Source organism: Paenibacillus sp. USHLN196 (genome assembly GCF_037144955.1).
Lineage (GTDB): Bacteria > Bacillota > Bacilli > Paenibacillales > Paenibacillaceae > Paenibacillus > Paenibacillus xylanexedens_C.
Genome location: NZ_JBBCYH010000004.1, coordinates 1 through 21,009 on the forward strand (window position 1 = coordinate 1; position 21,009 = coordinate 21,009).

Annotated in this window: 19 protein-coding genes and 1 pseudogene; 17 read left to right on the forward strand and 3 right to left on the reverse strand. The window is 39.8% G+C overall.

The genetic code is table 11. The features are described 5' to 3' along the window. From WFI24_RS34500 to WFI24_RS09795, 12 genes and pseudogenes are all read left to right on the forward strand, one after another. Positions 1 to 100: pseudogene (locus WFI24_RS34500) on the forward strand (IS30 family transposase); the annotation flags it as partial. 177 nt (positions 101 to 277) lie between these two features. Further along, the gene (locus WFI24_RS09745; RefSeq protein WP_336760297.1) at positions 278 to 508 is read left to right on the forward strand and encodes a hypothetical protein; all 231 of its coding nucleotides are present in this window, start codon (positions 278 to 280) and stop codon (positions 506 to 508) included. 81 nt (positions 509 to 589) lie between these two features. Continuing rightward, positions 590 to 892, forward strand: coding sequence for a hypothetical protein (locus tag WFI24_RS09750; protein WP_336760299.1), 303 nt, complete (start codon positions 590 to 592; stop codon positions 890 to 892). 11 nt (positions 893 to 903) lie between these two features. Then, positions 904 to 1,224, forward strand: a complete 321-nt coding sequence (locus tag WFI24_RS09755; RefSeq protein ID WP_336760301.1) for a hypothetical protein — start codon at positions 904 to 906, stop codon at positions 1,222 to 1,224. 104 nt (positions 1,225 to 1,328) lie between these two features. Continuing rightward, positions 1,329 to 1,703: a hypothetical protein gene (locus WFI24_RS09760; protein ID WP_336760302.1), complete on the forward strand. Its 375-nt coding sequence runs from the start codon at positions 1,329 to 1,331 to the stop codon at positions 1,701 to 1,703. 113 nt (positions 1,704 to 1,816) lie between these two features. Continuing rightward, positions 1,817 to 3,616, forward strand: a complete 1,800-nt coding sequence (locus WFI24_RS09765; protein WP_336760303.1) for a serine hydrolase domain-containing protein — start codon at positions 1,817 to 1,819, stop codon at positions 3,614 to 3,616. Between the two features lie 898 nt (positions 3,617 to 4,514). After that, positions 4,515 to 5,813: an MBL fold metallo-hydrolase gene (locus tag WFI24_RS09770; RefSeq protein WP_442956208.1), complete on the forward strand. Its 1,299-nt coding sequence runs from the start codon at positions 4,515 to 4,517 to the stop codon at positions 5,811 to 5,813. Positions 5,814 to 5,870: 57 nt separating this feature from the next. Further along, positions 5,871 to 7,040, forward strand: coding sequence for a Hachiman antiphage defense system protein HamA (locus WFI24_RS09775; RefSeq protein WP_336761234.1), 1,170 nt, complete (start codon positions 5,871 to 5,873; stop codon positions 7,038 to 7,040). 66 nt (positions 7,041 to 7,106) lie between these two features. After that, a complete protein-coding gene (locus WFI24_RS09780; RefSeq protein WP_336760307.1) occupies positions 7,107 to 7,361 on the forward strand; it encodes a hypothetical protein in 255 nt (84 codons plus the stop codon). Positions 7,362 to 7,454: 93 nt separating this feature from the next. Beyond that, complete coding sequence (locus WFI24_RS09785) at positions 7,455 to 10,001, forward strand: DEAD/DEAH box helicase (RefSeq protein WP_336760309.1); 2,547 nt, start codon at positions 7,455 to 7,457, stop codon at positions 9,999 to 10,001. A 453-nt stretch (positions 10,002 to 10,454) separates the two neighbouring features. Continuing rightward, positions 10,455 to 10,640: an aspartyl-phosphate phosphatase Spo0E family protein gene (locus WFI24_RS09790; RefSeq protein ID WP_336760311.1), complete on the forward strand. Its 186-nt coding sequence runs from the start codon at positions 10,455 to 10,457 to the stop codon at positions 10,638 to 10,640. Between the two features lie 36 nt (positions 10,641 to 10,676). After that, positions 10,677 to 11,003 (forward strand): hypothetical protein, encoded by a 327-nt coding sequence (locus WFI24_RS09795; protein WP_336760312.1) that lies wholly within the window; start codon positions 10,677 to 10,679, stop codon positions 11,001 to 11,003. A 105-nt stretch (positions 11,004 to 11,108) separates the two neighbouring features. Here WFI24_RS09795 and WFI24_RS09800 read toward each other — a convergent pair whose 3' ends face one another. From WFI24_RS09800 to WFI24_RS09810, 3 genes are all read right to left on the reverse strand, one after another. After that, a complete protein-coding gene (locus WFI24_RS09800) occupies positions 11,109 to 12,788 on the reverse strand; it encodes an ABC transporter substrate-binding protein (protein WP_336760315.1) in 1,680 nt (559 codons plus the stop codon). A gap of 134 nt (positions 12,789 to 12,922) precedes the next feature. Further along, positions 12,923 to 14,533: a response regulator transcription factor gene (locus WFI24_RS09805; protein WP_336760317.1), complete on the reverse strand. Its 1,611-nt coding sequence runs from the start codon at positions 14,531 to 14,533 to the stop codon at positions 12,923 to 12,925. A gap of 230 nt (positions 14,534 to 14,763) precedes the next feature. Continuing rightward, entirely contained in the window at positions 14,764 to 16,575 is a 1,812-nt protein-coding gene (locus WFI24_RS09810) for a sensor histidine kinase (protein WP_336760319.1), read from the reverse strand. Positions 16,576 to 16,849: 274 nt separating this feature from the next. Here WFI24_RS09810 and WFI24_RS09815 point away from each other — a divergent pair, with 274 nt between their 5' ends. The 5 genes from WFI24_RS09815 (at position 16,850) to WFI24_RS09835 (ending at position 20,966) form a co-directional block, all read left to right on the forward strand. Continuing rightward, on the forward strand, positions 16,850 to 17,707 hold the full coding sequence (locus tag WFI24_RS09815; protein WP_179087181.1) for an ABC transporter permease: 858 nt from the start codon (positions 16,850 to 16,852) through the stop codon (positions 17,705 to 17,707). A gap of 16 nt (positions 17,708 to 17,723) precedes the next feature. After that, complete coding sequence (locus WFI24_RS09820) at positions 17,724 to 18,596, forward strand: carbohydrate ABC transporter permease (RefSeq protein WP_264930476.1); 873 nt, start codon at positions 17,724 to 17,726, stop codon at positions 18,594 to 18,596. A gap of 177 nt (positions 18,597 to 18,773) precedes the next feature. Further along, positions 18,774 to 19,325: a copper amine oxidase N-terminal domain-containing protein gene (locus WFI24_RS09825; RefSeq protein WP_307414449.1), complete on the forward strand. Its 552-nt coding sequence runs from the start codon at positions 18,774 to 18,776 to the stop codon at positions 19,323 to 19,325. Between the two features lie 93 nt (positions 19,326 to 19,418). Continuing rightward, positions 19,419 to 20,039 carry a zinc dependent phospholipase C family protein gene (locus WFI24_RS09830; RefSeq protein WP_307414448.1) on the forward strand — a complete coding sequence of 207 codons (621 nt, stop codon included), beginning with the start codon at positions 19,419 to 19,421 and terminating at the stop codon, positions 20,037 to 20,039. A 285-nt stretch (positions 20,040 to 20,324) separates the two neighbouring features. Next, positions 20,325 to 20,966: a FusB/FusC family EF-G-binding protein gene (locus WFI24_RS09835; RefSeq protein ID WP_307414447.1), complete on the forward strand. Its 642-nt coding sequence runs from the start codon at positions 20,325 to 20,327 to the stop codon at positions 20,964 to 20,966. Positions 20,967 to 21,009 lie beyond the last annotated feature (43 nt).

The window sequence follows — 21,009 nt, forward strand, 5'->3', positions numbered from 1 at the left end:
GGAGCGTTCGCTTCATTTAATCAACCATCGCCCCCGAAAATGTCTGGGCTGGAAGACCGCTCACGAATCTTTCACACAGGAACTGTCGCACTTGGCTTGACAATCCGTCTTAAGTTAAACATTAATGTTAAAGAATTTAATATAGCATTTGAACAAGTCATAGGAATAAACGAACCTTAAGGCTCATCAATATCGGATAACAAAGTGTTTATGATGTGGGAAAGGTATCCTTTTTGTTGAAAATAGTGGTGTTTTTCTTAAAGGAGGATCTTAAATAATGAGAAAACGACATTCTATTGAAAAAGCGGAGTGGTCAGAAACAAGAGAGAACCAGTATCACAAAGACTGCAAGGATATGGTATTTGCATTTGGCGATGGACTCATTGAAGTGGATGGAACGGTATATTTGAAACGAAAAGAAGTCGAGATTAAGGTAATAAAACCTCTTAAACGAAAAACATTCTGGTATGAAACTTGGCTAAAGATCAAAGAAATCTACAGTACATAGTCTAATGAAATTCAACATGATCGCTTAAGAGCCAGTGAAGGTTGATTAATCATTTTGTGAGTAATATTTGGAGGTAATTGAATGACGATAATTTGTCTCGAAGGTGCTAGTTCTGTAGGTAAAAGTACCACTTGTCAGCAGTTCGCTACACAATATGATGCATTTATTGTTCCAGAAACAGGGCTTCTTTTTGAATCTCCTCAACTTGACGGTAAGGAACTTATGATGTGGTTGCTGGAGAGACAAATCGATAGATGGCATATAGCATATGAGAAGAATCAACAACATGAGTATGTGATTTTGGATGGCGATGTATTTAAGATTTGGTACAGCTGGATATATGGTTATGAGCACCTATCTCTAGATGAAACAGCGAACTTTTAAGAGAGAAGTTATTGAAGAATGAAATATCATTACCGGATGCTTATGTACTATTCTGGGCTGAAGAAGATGAGCTGCGCAAGCGAAAGGAGATGGATCAGACAAGATCCAGAAGAAATTTTGACAAACATCTGCGCATGATTGAACCTCAAATGAGATACTTCCATTACCTTAATGAACTGGTACCAGGATATGTAGGGATTCATAAAGCAGAGACTGTAGCAGATAATATACATCATATTGTAAAGCATAGCGAGACATTACCGGACATAAAAAAACGAGAGAGCGAGATCTTTGATAAAATAATTGATTTCTATAAAAGTACTACTCCTTAATCTTAGTGTGATTTTAATAACAGATTCCAAAGCTACTCTAGTTGTGTCTTGGATAACTGACCAAATACTGCGATCAAAGAAAAAGAAATATACGAGGGTGCGTTATGGGCGTAAGAAAAAAATATAAACGTAAAATCGTTCGCTCCAATCGATTATTTTATTGGTATGTTGATCCGGATATTGACGATGAAGGGATAATCAAATTACATATTGTTTCTGAGGATAAAAAGTTAATCGTCACTTATGAAGTTGGACAACACAGTATTAAGAACAAGCCCCCATATATAGTCATCATTGGAGAAGAATTCGAAGGCTGGACAACAGAATATATAGGATACAGAAGAGTATTAACACCGCAATGGAGCGATGAGATCATCACGCCAAAATTGATAGGTGAAATCATTGATTGGTGCCTCTTGAAAGATAAAGAAATAAACATCGTGAATTGGAAAGGTGAACTTCTCCGACATCTCTCCTAAATGGAGTGTAATTGCATTGGAGAAATAACTTAGATTCGTGTGGACTCTTTTGAAAACGCATACGTGAAAACAAGAGAATGTAATTAACATTTAAAATAAAAGGAGAGAAGCAAATGCAGATGAATTGTAGACATCACACGGTAAACAAAGTAATCACTTGTGTTCTGTCATTCATATTTATCATTATGGCAATAGCGGTACCTGCCCACGCTGAAGAGAAACAGGTGGAGACTACACCATCCAGGATTCCTTTATCCAAGTTAGAGGAAACGATTGATGCTTATGTTGCCTCGTATGAGAAGTATACCGCTGCCGTTTCGGTTGTGGCTATCAAAGACGGTGAAACCATTGTGAATAAGGCATATGGTTACGCAGATATTGAGAATCAGCGAAAGGCGGATACCTCTACTGTGTTTGAATGGGCTTCCATCTCTAAACTGTTGGTCTATACGAGTGTGATGCAGCTTGTCGAACAAGGAAAGCTTGATTTGGAGACGGATATCCAAGAATATCTGCCAGAGGGATTTTTCAAAAAGTTGAAATATGATGATCCGATTACGCTAATGAACCTGATGCATCACAATGCCGGTTGGGAAGATCAAACAGCGGCTGAGGTATTTTATTACTCCAAGAATGAAACGTTAGAATTGGGAGGAACGTTGCGTAAAAATGAGCCGAAACAGATATTTAAACCAAATAGTATAGTCGGTTATTCGAACTATGGCGTTGGTCTAGCCGGTTACATCGTGGAAGAGATAAGTGGCCAACCTTTTTATGAGTATGTCAACCAACATATCTTCGAACCGCTTCATATGAACGACACTTCAATTCATCCAACGGGGCAAGATCATCCAGACCTAGCACAAAGAAGAAATGAGATTGAAGGGTATACAAAAGATTTGAAACTGATCCCTGAGAACAGAGTATACGTAACGTTTTATCCTACAGGGGCAGCGATTGGGACAGCAGAAGATTTAGGCAAATTCCTTGCAGCACTGATGCCAGTAGATGATAGCAATGTATTATTTAAGAACAGGGATACGTTAAACGAAATGTTGTCAACAAGTCTATATTATGAAGGTACTTCTACTCCGCGATTTGCGCATGGGTTCGTTGAGATGGAATACTGGGTGCCTACACTGATGCATGAGGGGAATCTGAAAGGGTTCTCAAGTAAAGTTGTCTTTGATCCCGCATCTAAATTTGGGATGGTCGTCATGACAAACCAGTCTTTTGAGGAAATTTATTATTATGGACTTATTAAAGAAATTTTCGGTGATAACGTCAATTCTAATAGAGTTACTTCGGAGGGGGGAGGATTTTTTCAATCCGCACGACGGCCTGCCTCTAGATTTACCGATTTATTCAGGCAACTTGATATAACAAAATTTTCAAAAGCTGAGTTAAGTAGTCTTTATAATGTGGTCGAGCATAATGGCGTTGTTGAGAAAATTTCCTTCACTCCTTACATGGATTACTTGCCTGTATCGAAATGGAAGGTGAACTTAATTGTAATATCTTTTATTCCTGTCATACTAGCCATCCTTTTCAGTGTGACTGCTTTGCTCGTCTATTGTATCCGGATGCTACTTTACAAACTAAATAAACGAGGAAATCCTCGGATAGATTTTAATAAATATCATCTTGCAATTAATGTTGCAGGTGCGGTACTTCCTCTTAACCTTTTAATCATACACACAAGACTTCCAAATTATCCCGCTCATTCTTCGATAAGAATTAATTTAATGTTTAACCTACTTTATGTGGCTCTAGCAGTCGCGTATCTTGGCTTGCTTATGTTCAAACTGCGGGAGAGCAGTTACAGCAAAAAGCAAAAGGTGATGTACATTATGTCTGGCATCTCGGCTGCTATCTTGGCTGCTTTTATAGTGGGATGGAATTTGTATGTTTAGAACGGTAAACGCTGAATGTAGATATTTCAAACATTACAAAGGCTAGCGGATGACTACATCATTGATATATTAAGTGGGATCAATTAGAAGGAGTAAAGGCAGCAGTTCCTTATCGAGGACTGCTGTCTTTGTGTTAGTACGTCCGTCTTTTGGCAACTTGTGCCTCGGCATATTAAAGGAGGGATCAAGATCATCCTATTTTTTGTCTCTCAAAAAAAACATTCTAAAGAAACTGTAAAAAGTCTAAGTTTTCAATAGCATAGTAGGAAATTAGATTTCCTATATGAAGGTCTTTCTTTTTTGCTTTTATAGTGTAGGCACACCGCGTATTTAATCCAAACAAAGGAGATTTTGCGATAGACACTATTGAAACCATCGCCCCCTACATCATCGGGCTGTATGAGAGTTCACGAGCCAGTTTAATTTAGAGCATAATAAGGTTACCCAGGAGTACGGTGCTACAAGGTGGCGGCATAGTGTTAATATATTTCAAGTCTGTTTAGGAATTAAGAACTAAACTTGGTTCCTGAGTCATATAAATTCCTTTCGCATATACCACAATATGGGTTATTATGTATGTAGTTTAGAAAAACACAGTATTAAGCGGTAAATGCATAGATCGTGTACAAGATTTTATAATAAACTTGTAGAAAAATATGGTGGTGTACATAATTATGTAAATGTATGGTGATTAAAGAATGGAGTATTACAACAGATATGTGACCTTTCTTAATTTATCTTACAAAACCCACTAAGTATCAACTACCTTACACATTTGTGTAGCAGGTCTATTATAGAGGAGCCTTTTATTAGATCTTGACAGAAAAAATTGATATTAACATAAGTGTAGATTTAAGGGATTAGTCAAAAGAAATATCGAATGAGGTGGGTGAGAAGTTTGATAAGAATTGAAATGTTTCCTGCATCTTATGGTGATAGCTTCTTAGTGACATGTGTAGGCAACGAAAATACTTATGTTCTTATAGATATGGGATTTATGTCAACGTACTCAAATAGCATTAAAGATAAATTAGTAGAGATAAATAATAATAATGAGAGTTTGGCTTTATTAGTCCTCACTCATGTTGATGATGATCATATTAGTGGGGCAATAAGATTCTTTGCTGAGAATGGAAATTCAAAAAAGCCTTCTATTATAAAAGTCAACAACATTTGGTACAACAGTTATAGACACTTACAATTTGATAAAAGAAAAGCTAGTTTTTCACATGATGCAGCGTATGAATTAGTCAATATTGAAAAGAATAAGGAAATTTTAGAAAGGATGAAAAAAAACCGGCCTAGAGAGCGAGGGGCTGTAGAGAAATTGAATATTAGCACCTTGCAAGGTTCAACTATAGCATCTTTACTGTTCTTCTATGATTATATGGATTGTTGGAATTCTCACTTTAATCATGAAGCCGTAATTACAGAGGAAATGCAAGATAATGACGGGATTCTCCAATTAAGACAAATTAAACTGAGTGAAGATGTAAATGTTACAATTCTATCGCCTAATCTGAGTAAGCTTCGCTTGCTGCATGATCTGTGGAGAGAAAAGCTAATCTCGGAAGGATATGAAGGAGTAATAATAAATGATGAATGGATGGACGATGCCTATGAAGTATTTATGGCGAACATGAAGGAGGAGAAAACAAAAACCAGAAAATTATATAAGATTGCAACCGAGAACAATATTACGGGGTTAATGAATGAGGAATTTGAAGCTGACAGTGCACCTGTAAATGGAAGCTCTATTGCATTTATTTTAGAGTTTAAGAAAAAGAGAATTTTATTTTTGGCAGATGCCCATACAGACATACTAATTGAGAGCTTAAAAAAACTAGCTAAAAAAGAGGGGAACACGAGAATTTATTTTGATGCAGTTAAAATTTCGCATCATGGAAGTAAACATAATACTAGCAAAGAACTACTAGAAATTATTGATACAGAAAGATATATTTTTTCTACTAATGGAAGAGGAAAGGGATTCATACATCCTGATATTGAGACTATCTTTAGAATAATTACAACTAATACGGAGAGAAAGAAGACTTTGATTTTTAATTATAAACCCTTGCATATCATAAAAATGATAAACAATGAAGAATTAAAAACAAAATATAATTATGACATTGAATATTCAAACGACTTATCTGGAAGAAAATTAAACGATATAACTACGGTTGAAATTTGATATCAAAAGGAGGGAGTTCTTATAAATACCGTCAAGAAGATTTATAACATAACATCTATTGTATCCTGTGGGGTTAAAGGCACTGCTTTTTTCATTGATGAAGATCATGCCATAACAGCTAAACACTGTGTGGAAAAGAATCTTTCTAGTGGAGAAGACATTATATTATTCTTCTACGATGAGTTTAGGACATCTAGGAGTACACACGCTAAAATTGTAGACTTTGATGATAATTTGGATATTGCTTTGCTAAAATTGCATAATCCTGTGTCTCACATACAAGATTGGATCGAAGTGTGTAATGATTTGGTTGCTCAAGGCGATAATTGGGAAACAGTTGGTTATCCAGAGGACTGGAATGAGGCCGAGGAAGGTACAGGACATTGCTATATCAATGGAGATATCCATTATATTGATAATTTTGAAGGGAAAACATTATATGATATCCACCTTCATAGTGAACTCATCAAAGAAGATTGGCCTTATTCGTTAGGTGGACTATCGGGTTCGCCTTTAATTGTTAACGGTAAAATTACTGGATTCATTACACGGGAAGAAAATAGTGTAATCAAATCGCAGCTAAAGGCTGTCAGCTTTAGTAAAGCAGAATCTTTTCTAGTTAAAAATAAGACCCAAATAAATTCATCTTATATTAGTAATCACTATTTGATCAACGGACGAATGAAAAAACAAAAATTAAATTGCAATAATCTATTTCAGAGAATTGAAACTCCTTTATTAAATCAGAATTCCAGTTTAAGTATTGATTCTTATTATTTGAAATATAGTGAGCAGGGAGAAAGTAAAATTAGTGAACTAGCTAAATACTTAGCAGAGGCACTAAACCAATATGTTTGTGAATTGAGTGAGATTAAGGAACTGACTATAGAACCAACAAAGTTAAATGAAATTTATAGGAAAACTAAAATTGCTGTTCAAGAAATCTATAAAAAAGGTAAACTTGGATCAATTATTTTATGGATGATTTTGGAGGGAGTATTAGAAACCCCGAAGTTCTTCAAGAGAATTAGTTTAAGTAGTAGCAGTGAAGATTTTGGTGAAGTGCATATTGGTATGCGTAACAGTAAATTATTATTTTATTTAGGTGAAGGAAAACTTGCAAATGATTTTAAAGAATGCGTTAAAGTGTCAATTAAGCAGTTAGAGGATTTTGGGGATTTTAAAGAAGATATCTTTACCTCTGATGAAGAGATGTATAAGGATTGAAGGTCAGGACATTTCAAATCATTAATAGACAAATTTATAAATAACGAAACCAGAGAATGGGATGATGTGACCATAGAATTAACTATTTTCACTGGATATAATTCGCTTCAATTAAAAAGTTTTGAGAGCGCAAATCATCAAAAAAGGATTGAAAATATTGTTAAACAATATTTTCCAAAGGAATTCAAGAGTAACAATGATTTTATTATTGATGAATTACAGAACCCATTTAACGAAAATATCAGTAAAATTAACTGGTTTATACTTCCTTTTAACGATATAGATGATTTTGAGAAATTAGTACTAAAAGAATTCGATTAGTGTTTGTGAGACTCCTCTTTATTTGAGAACAAGTGTTTGGTATAATTTAATAGGAACTAGTGTTCTTGTTATATGGTGTGAAGGGGGACGGATATGGAAACTATAATTACTAGAGTACAATCTAAAGAGATGATTAACGAACTTCTCAAAAAAATCAAAATTATTGAAGTGCATAGTGAGTTTTTTCAACAATCAATACCAAAAACTGAAGAGGTTACCTTGAGTGAAATCAAAGTATTATTAGAGGTTGCAAATATATTAGCTTCTTCTTCATATGTTGAGAATAGGAAAAAAGCATTACAAATTGCTACGACTTTACCTTTAATTAATCATTCTAAGGGAGTCAGCTTAAGTTCTTTTTTGATATTAAGAAAACTGGGCAATTACCCTGCAATTTCACTGCTGCAAAAAAGAAAAGAAATATCAGATTATAAAAGTTTATTAAGCGGTTTATCTACCCTTGAGGCTTTTGTATTAGAAAGTACAAATACTAAGGTTTTTTTTGAAAAAGAATACTTACTAACTAATTTCCAAAAAAAAATAACTGATTTAGTTGATAAAGGGAACGGAATTAGTGTATCTGCACCAACCTCTGCAGGTAAGTCTTTTATTTTTTTGAAAATTCTATTGGACAAAATCATCAAAAAACCAGGCACTACCGCAATATATATAGTACCTACAAGAGCCTTAAGACAAGTTATGAATGATTTTTTAGAATATATTCAGGATTTAGGGCTCAGAAACTTAAATGTAAGCTGCTCATCTGAAACAGAAGTTTTAATAAAGAACAATGAACGTTCAAATATCCTCGTGTTAACACAAGAAAGGCTATATCACTTATGTGCTGATTTAGAATCTTCAAAGAAACTGAGAACATCAATAATTGTTGTTGATGAAGCACATAATATACAAAGTGGAGGTAGAGGGGTTTTACTGGAGAATGCTATTAAATTTGCACAAACAATATGGCCTTCAGCAAAAGTTCTATTTTCTAGTCCTTTGGTTGAGAATCCCGAAAAATTGTTGGAGACTTTTGAAATAGAAGATGGTATTAAAGAAAATGAAATGTTTCCTCTTGTAAGACAGAACCTAATAAAAGTAAACTTAACTAGAGGGAAATTAATAGTAAACACTTTTTTCGAAGAAGATGAAGATGAGCGGGAAGTAGGTCGAATTGATTTTTCGAGAGATGGAAGTGCTGAATATAAATTGCTTGCTGACATTACTTCAGCTCTATGGAACAATCAGACTTCTATTGTTTATGCAAATGAGCCAATGAGGTCTACAGATATAACACGAGTTCTTGCTAATAAAAGAGGGTTTGATAAATTAAATAATGAAAAATTAGATGAATTTGCAGATTTCATTGAAGAATATATCTCAAAAGACTATGAATTAGCCGATTTTGTGCGCAGAGGTCTAGCATTCCACTTCGGCTCATTACCTCCAATAATTAGATCGGGTATTGAAGATTTATTTAAATCGGGGGATCTGAAAATTGTAAGTTGTACATCTACTTTACTCGAAGGAATGAATATGCCTGCAAAAAATATTTTCACTTATAAGCCTGAAAAAGGAAATAACGAACCCATTGATAAGTTGAATTTCTGGAATCTAGCTGGTAGAGCAGGAAGAATGGGAAATGATTTCTCTGGAAATATTATTTGTATTGAAATGAGTAAGTGGAAAAGTAATCCTATAGAAGGAGATAGAACACAGAAAATCGTTCCTTCAACCGAGAAGAAATTGAAAACAGAGAGTAATGATTTTAAAGAATATTTATTAAATAGTACTTCTGCATCAAAATTAGATGATTATAATGAGCAAATGATCTCTGTTATATTGAATGATAGAGTAAGAGGGAAAAAGTTAGCAGGATCAATATATGAAGATGAAACTAACGTAAATACTTTATTAGAGATTGATAAAATTGCTGAATCTATGTTGAATAGTTTCCTACCACCTGTGGGATTAATTCAAAAAATCCCAGGTATAATGCCAGAGAGAATTAATAAATTGTGGAATTATTTTCAGTCAACTAATTCTATTGAAGAGTTATTTCCATTGTATCCTCTACGCACATATGGAGAAACTTATACTCGATTCAAAGAGATTGTTCGTATTTGTGGGGAATATTTTGAAAATAACGGATGGAATGAGGCCTTTATAAAGAAAATATCAATTAATGCTTTTAAATGGATGCTAGGTGATCCACTCTCCACTATTATCTTCTATGACTCTAACTCATTGTCAAAGAAAGATAAGCAATTGACCAGTTTAGTTAAATCACAAGTTGAATTTTTGAATAATACAATAAGATATAAAATTGTGAAATACACTCAGGTATACACTGAAGTTTTAAGAGAGTATTTACTTTCAATAAATAAGAATGATGAGGCTGATAAACTTATAAATCTACCTGCATATTTAGAATATGGAGCGAGCACGGTACCTGCTCTTGAGTTTATGGCAATTGGCCTACCTAGGGAGGCTGCTTTAGTATTATCTAATAAACTTGGATACTTAGAAAATTATACAGCAGAAATCTGTCTAGAATGGTTAAGAAAACTTGATGTTGAATCTCTTAATACAACTACGTACTTAAAAAAACAAATTAGCAAGGTTCAAAGTGGTATATAATTCATTCTTTGAAATCGAGCGTTAAGCTGTTTCAAGAACAAGAATTATTGCATTATAGTGAGGAAAAATAATCGTTCATATGAAAGGGACAAGGCAGGGGACACTGACTTGTCCCTTTTTTTTGAAATTTATTGGTTGTATTACTTAGTTTTGCACTGAAGATTTATCTTCTACTTTACGGTCGCTCGCAAATTTCCACGATAATTTTAGTACCTCATCTATCATAGATCGAACGGACGTTTGATAAGGCCTATAACTTTTGAATTGAAATATTTTTAGGTAGTTTATTCTTTTTAATGCGATTTACGCATTAATAGGAACATATTTTCTCGTATAATTTAAGAAGAAGTGAGAAGGTACACATTATTAAGAAAGATAAATTTATCGTAAATTAAGATCACATCTAACATTAACAGAACATGATCAGTTTAGACCCATCAGAGAGGTGGATGTATGAGCCGGTTGCTTGACTTATTGGAAAAGGAACGGCGCAAGCTTAATCAGCTTGGAGAGGCATCCTTGAAGCAAGCGATTCCGTTGTGGGACAACCCTGAGGTTCAGGAACAGAGCCGAAGAGTGGATGAACTGGTAGCCCAAGTGAGTGAAATGAAGGCGAGACATGGCCCAGTGATAAGATGATGAGTGGGGTACATAACGTGTAGGGGAGGAGAAGCTATGGACTTTCCACCGTGGTTGGAACAAGCGATTCAGGTGAGGCTAGATGAGGTGACTGCCCAAATCGAGCATGATCCTAAACTGAGTCGTGTACGTGAGGAAACAGACGAAGCATTTGAAGCTTTGTTTGAAGGAGAGGATGTCGAACAGACACCTGAATATGCTGAATGGGAGAATCGTTATATTGTCAGCAAAGGCATAGAGAATGAGCGGTTGTACATGCAAGGACTGAGGGACGGCATTCAGTTCACTGTTTCCTTGCTGGGTCAGTTGATGTCGGAGGAGACCAATACAAAGACTGATCAAACCATTAACGCGAACCCATAAGTCAGGGGGAGCGACCTTATTCTCTACCTAAATAAAACCAGCCGAAGCTTATATCTATCGCTTCGGCTGGTTTTTTAACGCTCTACTTTTCCCAAAATCCAATTCTTACTTCGCACTTACCGATTTAAACCAATCATTCACTTCTTGCGTGATCTGATCTCCGCCATTGGATTTCCAGTTAGCGACGAATTGGTCAAAGGCATCAATAGGCAGTTTGCCGTAGATGATTTTGTTGAAGGTTTCCATCTCGGACTGGCGGAGCAGGTTCCATTTGGATACCATGGTTGGTGTGGCTGCGCCAGTAAAGTAGTTTTGTTTACGAATGTCGATCTGGGACATAACGACTTTACCTGCATACCAGTTTTCCGGTTTGCGGAATTCGGCCATTTGTTTCTCGTAAGGTGTTTCAGGCTTCTCGCCGTTGGCCAGCTTCACGAGTGTTTTCATGTACAGATCCGGGATACGTGCTGGGCCGGTCAGGAAAGGGAATTCGTTGGAGAAGTCTTTGATCTTCTCTTTGTCACTGGTCGGTTGTCCGTCAATGATATCCCAGTCGTAACCTTTGGCGAAGCCGTATTCATACTCACTGCCCGCTTTCGGGTTCGCAAGGTTATCCAGCAGGTAGTTGTAGTACAGGAAGATGGCTTCTGGATGCTTCGCATCCTTGTTAATCATGATACTTGCGTTGACACCAGAGTTCTGCCACTTCGTACCGATCTTGCCGTCTGGGCCAGCTGGAACAGGGTAAGCTTTATACTTTGAGCCAGGTACGTTCTTCAGCAGGTCAGGTGCAGGCCAGTCCGGTACCCAGTTTGCGCCAGGCAGAATGCCTGCTTTGCCAGCTGTCCAGCTTTCAGCGGATTTGCCTTCGTCCCACAGAGCGGAGTCAGCGTGGATATAACCTTTATCCATCCATTCAGCCAGCTTGGCAAGGGCTTGTTTGGCACCCGGGTTAACGGAGCCGTACTCGAGGTTGCCGTTTGCGTCTTTGTTCCATTGCTCCTCGATTGTGCCGTATGCACCGAACAACCAGTCGAGCTGACCCATCCAGGTGTTGGTGTTATTTTTCAGCGAGATCGCCAGCGGGAATACTTTGTCTGGAGACAGACCGTCCGGGTTCTCGTTCTTGAATTTGTCCATGATGTTCTCAAGGTCTGCAATGGTTTTCGGAGCTTCCAGGTTCAGCTTCTCCATCCAGTCCTCGCGGAGCCAGAGCAGTGTATCATCGTTATCGGTGTACTCCATGATCGGCATGTTGTATTTCTTGCCGTCCTTGGTGAACGGATACCACAGTTCAGGATGTGCTGCTGCGTGATCTTTCAGAGTCTGACTCGCGTACTTGTCGAACAACTCATCGATGGCGATGAATTGACCGGAGTCGATCAGCTGATTGGTTAGTACCGCATTGGTGGGTACGGATACAAAATCAGGCAGCTTTTCGCCAGAGGCGATAGCCAGTTGCAGCTTTTGTCTGTATTGATCGTCATTGGCCGGATACCAAGTATCTTTATGCTTCATACCCAGCGTTTCGAGCATCCAGCGATCGTGCACGTTATTTTCTTTGGTATCTCCTTGCACGTATTTCTTAGGCATTAATACCGAACTGAACTCGATGGGTGGATCATATTTTCCTTTAGCAAAAGCAGCTTCTGCTTCAGCTGAGCCGACAGTTCCCGGCGTATTATTGGTACCATTGTCACTGGCTGTCTCGCCACTGCCGCACGCAGTGATCGTGATGAGCGCGATAACCATGAGCAGTGACCACCATGTTTTGAATTTGATCATTGTTCAATCCCCCTACGGTGTATGATCTTTACAATGTAACTGTACCAATTTGTGCGGGAGTGCATCTATATGAGTTTTTTAGTTTTGATAGGACTCTATTAGTGAATGTTCAAAAAGGTCGGTTTTCAGTCATGTTATTTATGCTGGTCTCTGTATTCTTGCGGTGTAACGCCAAATTGGCGTTTGAACACTTTGATAAAATAAGCCGGGTCCATATAACCAATCTCCATGCTGATTTCATACACTTTTTTGGTGGTCGTGACCAGCTTGTGACAGGCCCGATCCATGCGCAGGCGCGAGATATAATCACTGATGCCTTCGCCTGTTTCGATCTTATAGATTTTGGACAAATGGGTCGGGTGCAGATTGACATGGTCAGCAAGCACACGCAAAGACACATCCAGATGTAGGTTCTTATCCGTAAAATCTTGAATCTTCTTCACATACTCGGAACGGATGTCCTTGATCTCGTTGGACGTGCCTTCCTTGAGTTTGCCCAGCACACTGAGCGACCATTTCCGCAATTTACTGATGGTAGCGAAAACTTCCCCACTTTGCAAATCCTCGACATCATTGCCCATTAAAGTGGTCAGAGTTAGCTTGTTCCGATGGGCGATGTTGGTGAACGAAGCCGTGATAAGAAAACCTGCCTCCATGCAGTGCTCCCAGGATTCGGACCATTTTTCATCCAACTCCGCGCAGACCGCGAGGATTTTCTCTTCCGCGGCATCCCACTGTCCGCTCTCTAGCAAACTAATAAAGGTGGGCGGGGTGTAAAGGACATCCAAGGGGCCTTGCGCCGCAGGTGTCTCGACATCGCTGACACGCATGACAAATTCGCGTTCGTCTCCGACGATCTGCCGGAAATAGGCTGAAGCCTGACGGAAACGATCGTAAAGCTGATCCGGAAAGGTGAACCACTCGGTGATAACGATGGAGAGGGAGCCTTTCAGAAATTGTTTTACTTTGGATTGAAGCTGAATGGACAGCTTCTCCAGAATGGTTTCTTTACCAATATCGCTTTTCCGTTCTTTCAACTGAAGTAAAAACACCAGATATCCGTGCTCCTCCTTGACGCCCCACACTTCCATAAACTCACCCATAATCTCTTCCGCCATGTTGATGATTGCATATTCGATCAGGGTCTGATCATTGCTGTCATAGTGTCCGAATTCTTCTTCCAGCCGTACCAGCATTAAAGCAGCATCCCCGGTATGAAAGGGCAGAACGTAATTAGCGAGCTTCCGATCCCATTCCGCAGCGGCGATTCGTTGTCCCTGTAAAGCTCCTAGGAGCAATCGTCCCCGCAAATGGGGGAGATTCTCTCGCAAGGTAAACTGCGTTCGTGTCAGTGAACTGACAAGTTCCCATTCGTTATTCAATTGATCGATGGCCTTCTGAACAGCACCCATTAATTCATCGTCAGTGGGGGGCTTCAGCAAATAGTCTACGGCTTCGAACTGGATGGCTTTTTTGGCGTAATCAAATTCGGAATACCCGGATAACAGAATACATTTTATCTTTTTGTCCCGGATGCGGATGCGTTCGATCAGTTCAATGCCTGTCATTTCGGGCATCTGAATGTCCGAGATCACGATATCGATGGGGTGGGTGTCGATCATTTGTAGTGCTTCGTGTGCCGAGTATGCTTTATGCACATGTTCGATCCCCAGCGTGTGCCATGGCTTGGTCATGGACAGGTTATCGACCCAGTGTGCTTCGTCGTCAACGATCATCATTTGCATTATAATGTCTCCCTTGGTGGTTGAACTAAGGCATATTTACACTTGCCACTCCGATGACAGAACAACCTTCCGATCGCTGTTCAAGCCCCATTTTCTGACTTAGATGATTATAAGGTTAAAATGGTGCTTGAAAGGCGAACACTTCGTTTCTTCAGGTTTTTTCTGTCCTCTGCGTTCACGTGTAAATGGTTCGTTCAAAATCAAATGTCAACTTATCGTTAGTAACAATATCAATTCGTATCGGTATTACCTTTATCGGAATCGGTGTCCTCTTTCGGTAACTCCCAGATGATTTCGGTTCGGAATCCGCCTAGTGGCGATGGGCCGAATAGGAGGTAGGAATGACTGCCGAACAGGTGCGTGATTCGTTGGTGCGTATTCCAAAGGCCGCAGCCCATTTCTTCTTGTAAAGGTTCCTGCATCTTCAAGTTTAGCGCTTCGTACTGTTCCGGGCTTAGGCCTGGACCATCGTCGTCGATGTATATTCTGCCAAAACCATTCAAGCGCTCCCCGGTAATTCGGATTTCCCCGGATGAATAGGACTTCGCCACGCCGTGTATCACGGAATTCTCGACCATCGGTTGAAGCATTAATCGTGGCACCGACTGGGCAAGCATATCTTCAGGGATATCGATGTGATACTCAATGCGACCATTGCGCAGCTTCTGGATATCCAGATAGTTGATCAGCAGCTTGATCTCTTCTTGTAGCGACGACGTCTCCCGTTCCATACGGGTGGTGTAGCGATAATACGCACTTAGGTTATGCGCCATGGAGACGACGGCTTGCTCGTCCTTCATTTGGGCCATGTTGATGATATAACCAAGACAATTATATAGGAAATGCGGATTGATCTGCGCCTGTAATTGCTTCAGCGTAGCTTCCCTGGCTCTAATTTTCTCATGGAATACATTTTCGATCAGATCTTGAATCTGATGGGACATATCGTTGAATCGGCGGAACAGGAATGAGAACTCATTCTGGTTTTTGCTATGCAATCGGACAGAATAATCGCCTTGCTCCACGCGGCGTAAGCCTTTGATCAGCTGTTTGATCGGATATTGCACATTCCGGTACAGCAGGATGGAAGCCGAAATGCCCACCACCAGCAGCAAGATCATACTGGTGTAGAACAGATTTTGACTAAGCGAGATAGGTTTCAAAATCTGATACAGCGGGATCACATCAACCAGATGCCAATCCAGATAGGTGGACTTCACGGAGCTAACCAGATATTTCTTTCCGTTCAGATCGACCACGTCCTGTGTGGTATCTTCGGGAGAATTCGTATCCAAGTACTGAATGAGTTCTGCGGATAACTGCTTGTCTGCGCTGCGATTCAGAATGGGTGAATTTCCTTTGTGATATAAGAAAGGATCGCCTTGTCCGCCTGCTTTATACGTATCCAACATATTCTGAATGTTCTCATAGCTGAAGCTCGCTTCAATCACCAGATTGCTTCCAGTGAGCATTCCTGGTTGGGCAAGGGAGTCCGTAAAGAACCAATAGAAGGATTTCATCTCATCTTGTGATTCCGCACTTTGGTCCCCATAGGTCCATTGTCCGCTCATATTTTTTTTCAAATACGCCTCATCATATCCTGTAGTTCGGTTGTAGTTGGCGATGACATCCTCATTCTGCTGTGAATACACCGCATATCGGGTAGGCCATATATCGGTAACGCTCGTCTGAAGCGTCATTTTCTCCTGAATTACATAACGGGTCTGCATCCGGTCATATCGATCATCCCACATGTTCAGGCCGTTGAAGGCTCTGACATTCGGATCACGGGAGAGAATCAGGCTGAAATCCATCATCTGATTGATACGGGAGTCGATCTGACTGGACAAGAACGTGAGCTGCTTCGTGTTGGAGATTTGCAATTCTTTGCTGACGACATCATAAGTGACGTTGTTGGAGTAGGTGTACATGATCAGAATGGGGATGAACAAGACCACAATTAACAGATTTATTTTGGCGAATAGACTGAATCGGGATGTGGTTTTATTTTGAAAAGGCATTAAGCGCTTCCATATATACATGAAAAGTCTCCTTCTAATTCGTGTGTAAACAACTTCTTCTAGGATGGCCCTAACAAAACACTATCAAGCCTAACAATGTTATATAGCAGACCTCAGTATGGCTTGATACTATTTATATCAGAGAACCCCATCACACACAAAAACTTTTTTTGGGAACAGGAGCAGTGCTATGGAGGCTAAATTGGAGGGTAAGCGGGTCCCGCAGGCAAACGTTGGGAACAAGCTGGAAAAAAAGAGAAAAAAACGCTACAAACAGCCATGGATTCTGCACTTCATGGTGTTGCCGGCGGCCATTATGGTCTTTATATTTTCATACATTCCGATGTCCGGGATTTTGATGGCATTTCAGGATTATAAACCTGCACTGGGATTTTTCAATTCCGAATGGGTAGGACTGAAGCACTTCAGGTACATGTGGGAAAATGATTATTTCCTGCAAATTACGTGGAACACGTTGTTCTTTGCCTGTTCTAAGATTGTCATGAACCTGATTATTCCGTTTGTATTCGCCTTATTACTTAATGAGGTACGGAAGATGGCGCTGAAAAGAACGATTCAAACGCTCGTGTATCTACCACACTTTCTGTCATGGGTAACGTTATCCGGTATCCTGATCGATATTCTGGCCCAGACGGGTATTGTCAATCAGTTCCTGGTCTCGGTATTCGGTATCAAGCCGATCTTCTTCCTGGGGGATGGCAGCTGGTTCCGATTCACGATTATTGCGAGTGATGTCTGGAAAGAGTTTGGATTCAACACGATCATCTTCCTTGCGGCATTGTCCGGCATTAACCCGGCACTTTATGAAGCGGCTGAGGTGGACGGCGCAGGACGCTGGAAGCAAACGATGTATATTACCATCCCGGCTCTTATTCCGATTGGGATCGTCATTGCAACCTTGGCACTGGGGAATGTGCTTAACGCCAACTTTGACCAGATCTTTAACTTATATAGTCCGTTGATTTACCAACAAGGAGATATTATCGATACGTTTGTGTATAGAGAAGGTCTGCTTAGTGGACAGTTCAGTTTCGCTACCGCTGTGAATCTGTTCAAATCGGTCATCAGCCTGATCCTGATTGTGATCTCGTACCGACTGGCTTACCGATTCGCCGGATACCGAATTTTCTAGAGAGGAGGACGAACAAATGTATCATAAAACGATGCCTTACCGCATATTTAGCATATTCAACAATGTATTTCTGACCATTCTTTCACTGCTCTGCTTGCTGCCTTTGTATCACTTGCTCATGGTATCTCTTAGCGCATCTGCACCTGCGAATGCTGGTCTCGTCACGTTCTGGCCGATTGGATTTACACTGGAGGCGTATGCGAAAACATTTGCCAATACCAACTTCCTCTCCTCCTTATGGGTATCCGTGGAGCGGACGGTACTGGGTACAGGACTTGCGTTAATCGTTAATACGATTGCAGCCTATGCGCTCTCCAAGGAGACGCGGGTGTTCCGTGCACGTAACATCTATCTGTGGTATTTTGTCATCACGATGTTGTTCAGCGGTGGCCTCATTCCGGGGTATATCCTGATTCTGAAGCTGGGACTGATGAACACATTGCTGGCTTTGATCTTGCCAGGATTGGTTGCGGTGTTCAACATCATTCTGTTGCTGAATTTCTTCCGTACCGTTCCAAAGGATCTGGAGGAAGCTGCATTTATCGATGGCGCAGGACATTTCCAGACGTTTATCAAAATCTATCTGCCGGTCTCCGTACCTGTTATTGCAACGGTTTCACTCTTCATGATGGTTGGGCATTGGAACGCATACTTTGATGGGATTATCTACATCCGTGATGCGGAAAAGCTGCCACTTGCGACTTTCATGCAGACGATCATCGTGCAGGCCGACATGTCGAAGCTTGATCCAGAAGCGGTGAAGAACCTGTCCCAACGGACCATTCGGGCTTCGCAGATCTTTATTAGCGCACTGCCGATCCTGCTTGTATATCCGTTCCTGCAACGGTATTTTGTAACCGGGATCGTGGTTGGTGCTGTTAAGGAGTAGTTGAATGTAGGGGTTAGAATAGGGTTGTGAAAAAGGAGTCACTGAACTGGGGAAGGCCAGGGAGGTGGCTTCTTTTTTGTTATGGAATAGAAGTATATTACCTTTAATTGAATAAAATGGTACTATGAGAGTTGATTAAGAGCATGAGTCATTTACCAATAGGAGGATGTGGACAAAGTGAAGAAGATTATGGTTGTTACCCTTGCTTTGACGTTTTTGAGCGTATTCATGACTTTTACAGCCACAAGCGCACCGAAAAAGATCAATATATTACTTAATGAAAAAGAACTAAAGACTCAAGCAGGCGCTGAAGCTCCCAAGAAATCAATTGAAGTTATGGTTAACTTGGAAACATTTCAATTAGTAGAGGCAAATGATTATATCATCTCTGACGGCCACATACTCGTTTCGCCAGCCTATATTACGAATGTACTAGATTTCGATGTGCCTGGTAAAGGGATATGGTGGGATAACGAAGCCAAAAGTGTAATATTTGCATATGTCGACAAAGATGATTATCCAAAACCAAGGTTAACTTTTAAGGTGGGGGAAAGCTCTTTTACCGAGTTCGACAAGCAAATTGAACTAAAGAGTAAAGTATTAATGGTAGATGGAAGAGTTTATTTGCCGTTAAGAGCAATTAGTGAAGCATATGGTAAGGAGGTTCATTGGGAATCCAATAACAGCAAGAACATGGTTCGAATAACTGCGAAGATTAACTTGCCATGACTTTTATGCAGAACAACAGGTTTTGAAACGATTTCGTTAAACTGGAAACATCCAGGCTCGATCTCAAATATTCGTTGAAGGGTAGGAGGGTATATGGGTTCAAGAATAATGCATCTGATAATTGCAAATAGAATTGCTGATAGCCTATCAATCAAAGATAAGACGCCTTTTTTACTTGGAAGTATCGCTCCGGATGCTGTTTCATCAAAAGATTCGTCACATTTCTTTGCTGGTGAAGTACAAGACTTTTCAAGAAACGTTGACTACAAAGGCTTTATACATAAATATAGATCGCAAGCAGAAGACTTATATGTACTTGGTTATTTTACACATTTGATTGCTGATGATATTTGGTTGAAAGGTTTTAATCTGCCTTGGTTAAAAAACAGAATGGATGCAGACGCTGGATTATATAAACTGTATCATAATGATTTCAGAATATTGAATGTGAAGTTATTAAAGCATTATGGATACACAGATGAATTAAGAAGGTCGCTGAATTACATTTCTACATTGCCTGAATTAGATGAGGTTAAATCAAAAGATGTTGAAAAATTCGTTCCATATGTATTGGGTGATATGGAATATGATAACGCAATATTGGATGAAAATCTTAATGTTTTTACGTTTAACCAGATCGTTGGATACTTAGAGACATCAGTCGATATGGGATTATTGAATATGAGGTATGTAAAGATAAAGTATAATTTGTAGGCTATATTTCTGAAAAGTGGAGATCGGAACGAAGCCCGTTGCCCATACACTCCCAATCCTGTTATAATTCCGGTATATCTATCGTATTGGGGGTTATGACGTGGCAATATGGATGATGCCGGATTGCTCGTTCGCTAGAAAGCCTTACGCAAAGCCTGAATAGGGGCGGACTTTGTGTAGGGCGCGACAAAATGAGATCGTATGCCCTGGAATCAACATAATGGTTCAACCCGCAGGCTTTGCACCTTACTTTATTTTCCTAATAAAAATAAGGGGCTGAAAGCCATGCAAACACCATTTATTTATAATCATCAATTTAATTATATTCAAAAACAAGCTGATTTCCTGCTCAAAACGCTGCGCTCGGTCGTGGACCCCAAAGTGTTGGATACGGTCCGTTATACCGTCAGCACGAATGCCGTTGGCATCTTCAATGATCTGACGCCGGAACAAAAGCAACTGCTGGAGCAGTTATCCACGTATGAGAAGACAAATGAGTTGCAGACCTATCTGAACCAGCTGGAAGCATATCTGATTCCATTTCCGCAAGTATCCGCGAAGCAGATTCAGAAGCTGTTTCCCAAGGTAAAGAAGCTCAAAGTGCCGGATCTGGAATCCATCGATTACGCACGTACAACTTATCTGAGATGGACCGACATTGCTACCGATCGCTTGTTCATCGTGTATCCGCACGAAGGCAGATTCCTCGGAATTGAGGGGCGGCTTACAGCCACGAACAAGAAAGGGTATTGCATGTTCTGTCATCGCCATCAGGAGCTCGGATTCTTCAACGTGAAGACCAAGAGTTATACGCCGGACAACATTTCTTCCGTGGCCCAGTACGTATGCATGGATAACACAGCTTGTAACCATAGCATCACCGATACTAGTATGTTGGAGAAGTTTCTTCTCTCGACCGTAAAATAATTGAATCTAAACAAACAGGGTCGCTCTTTGGAGCGACCTTTTT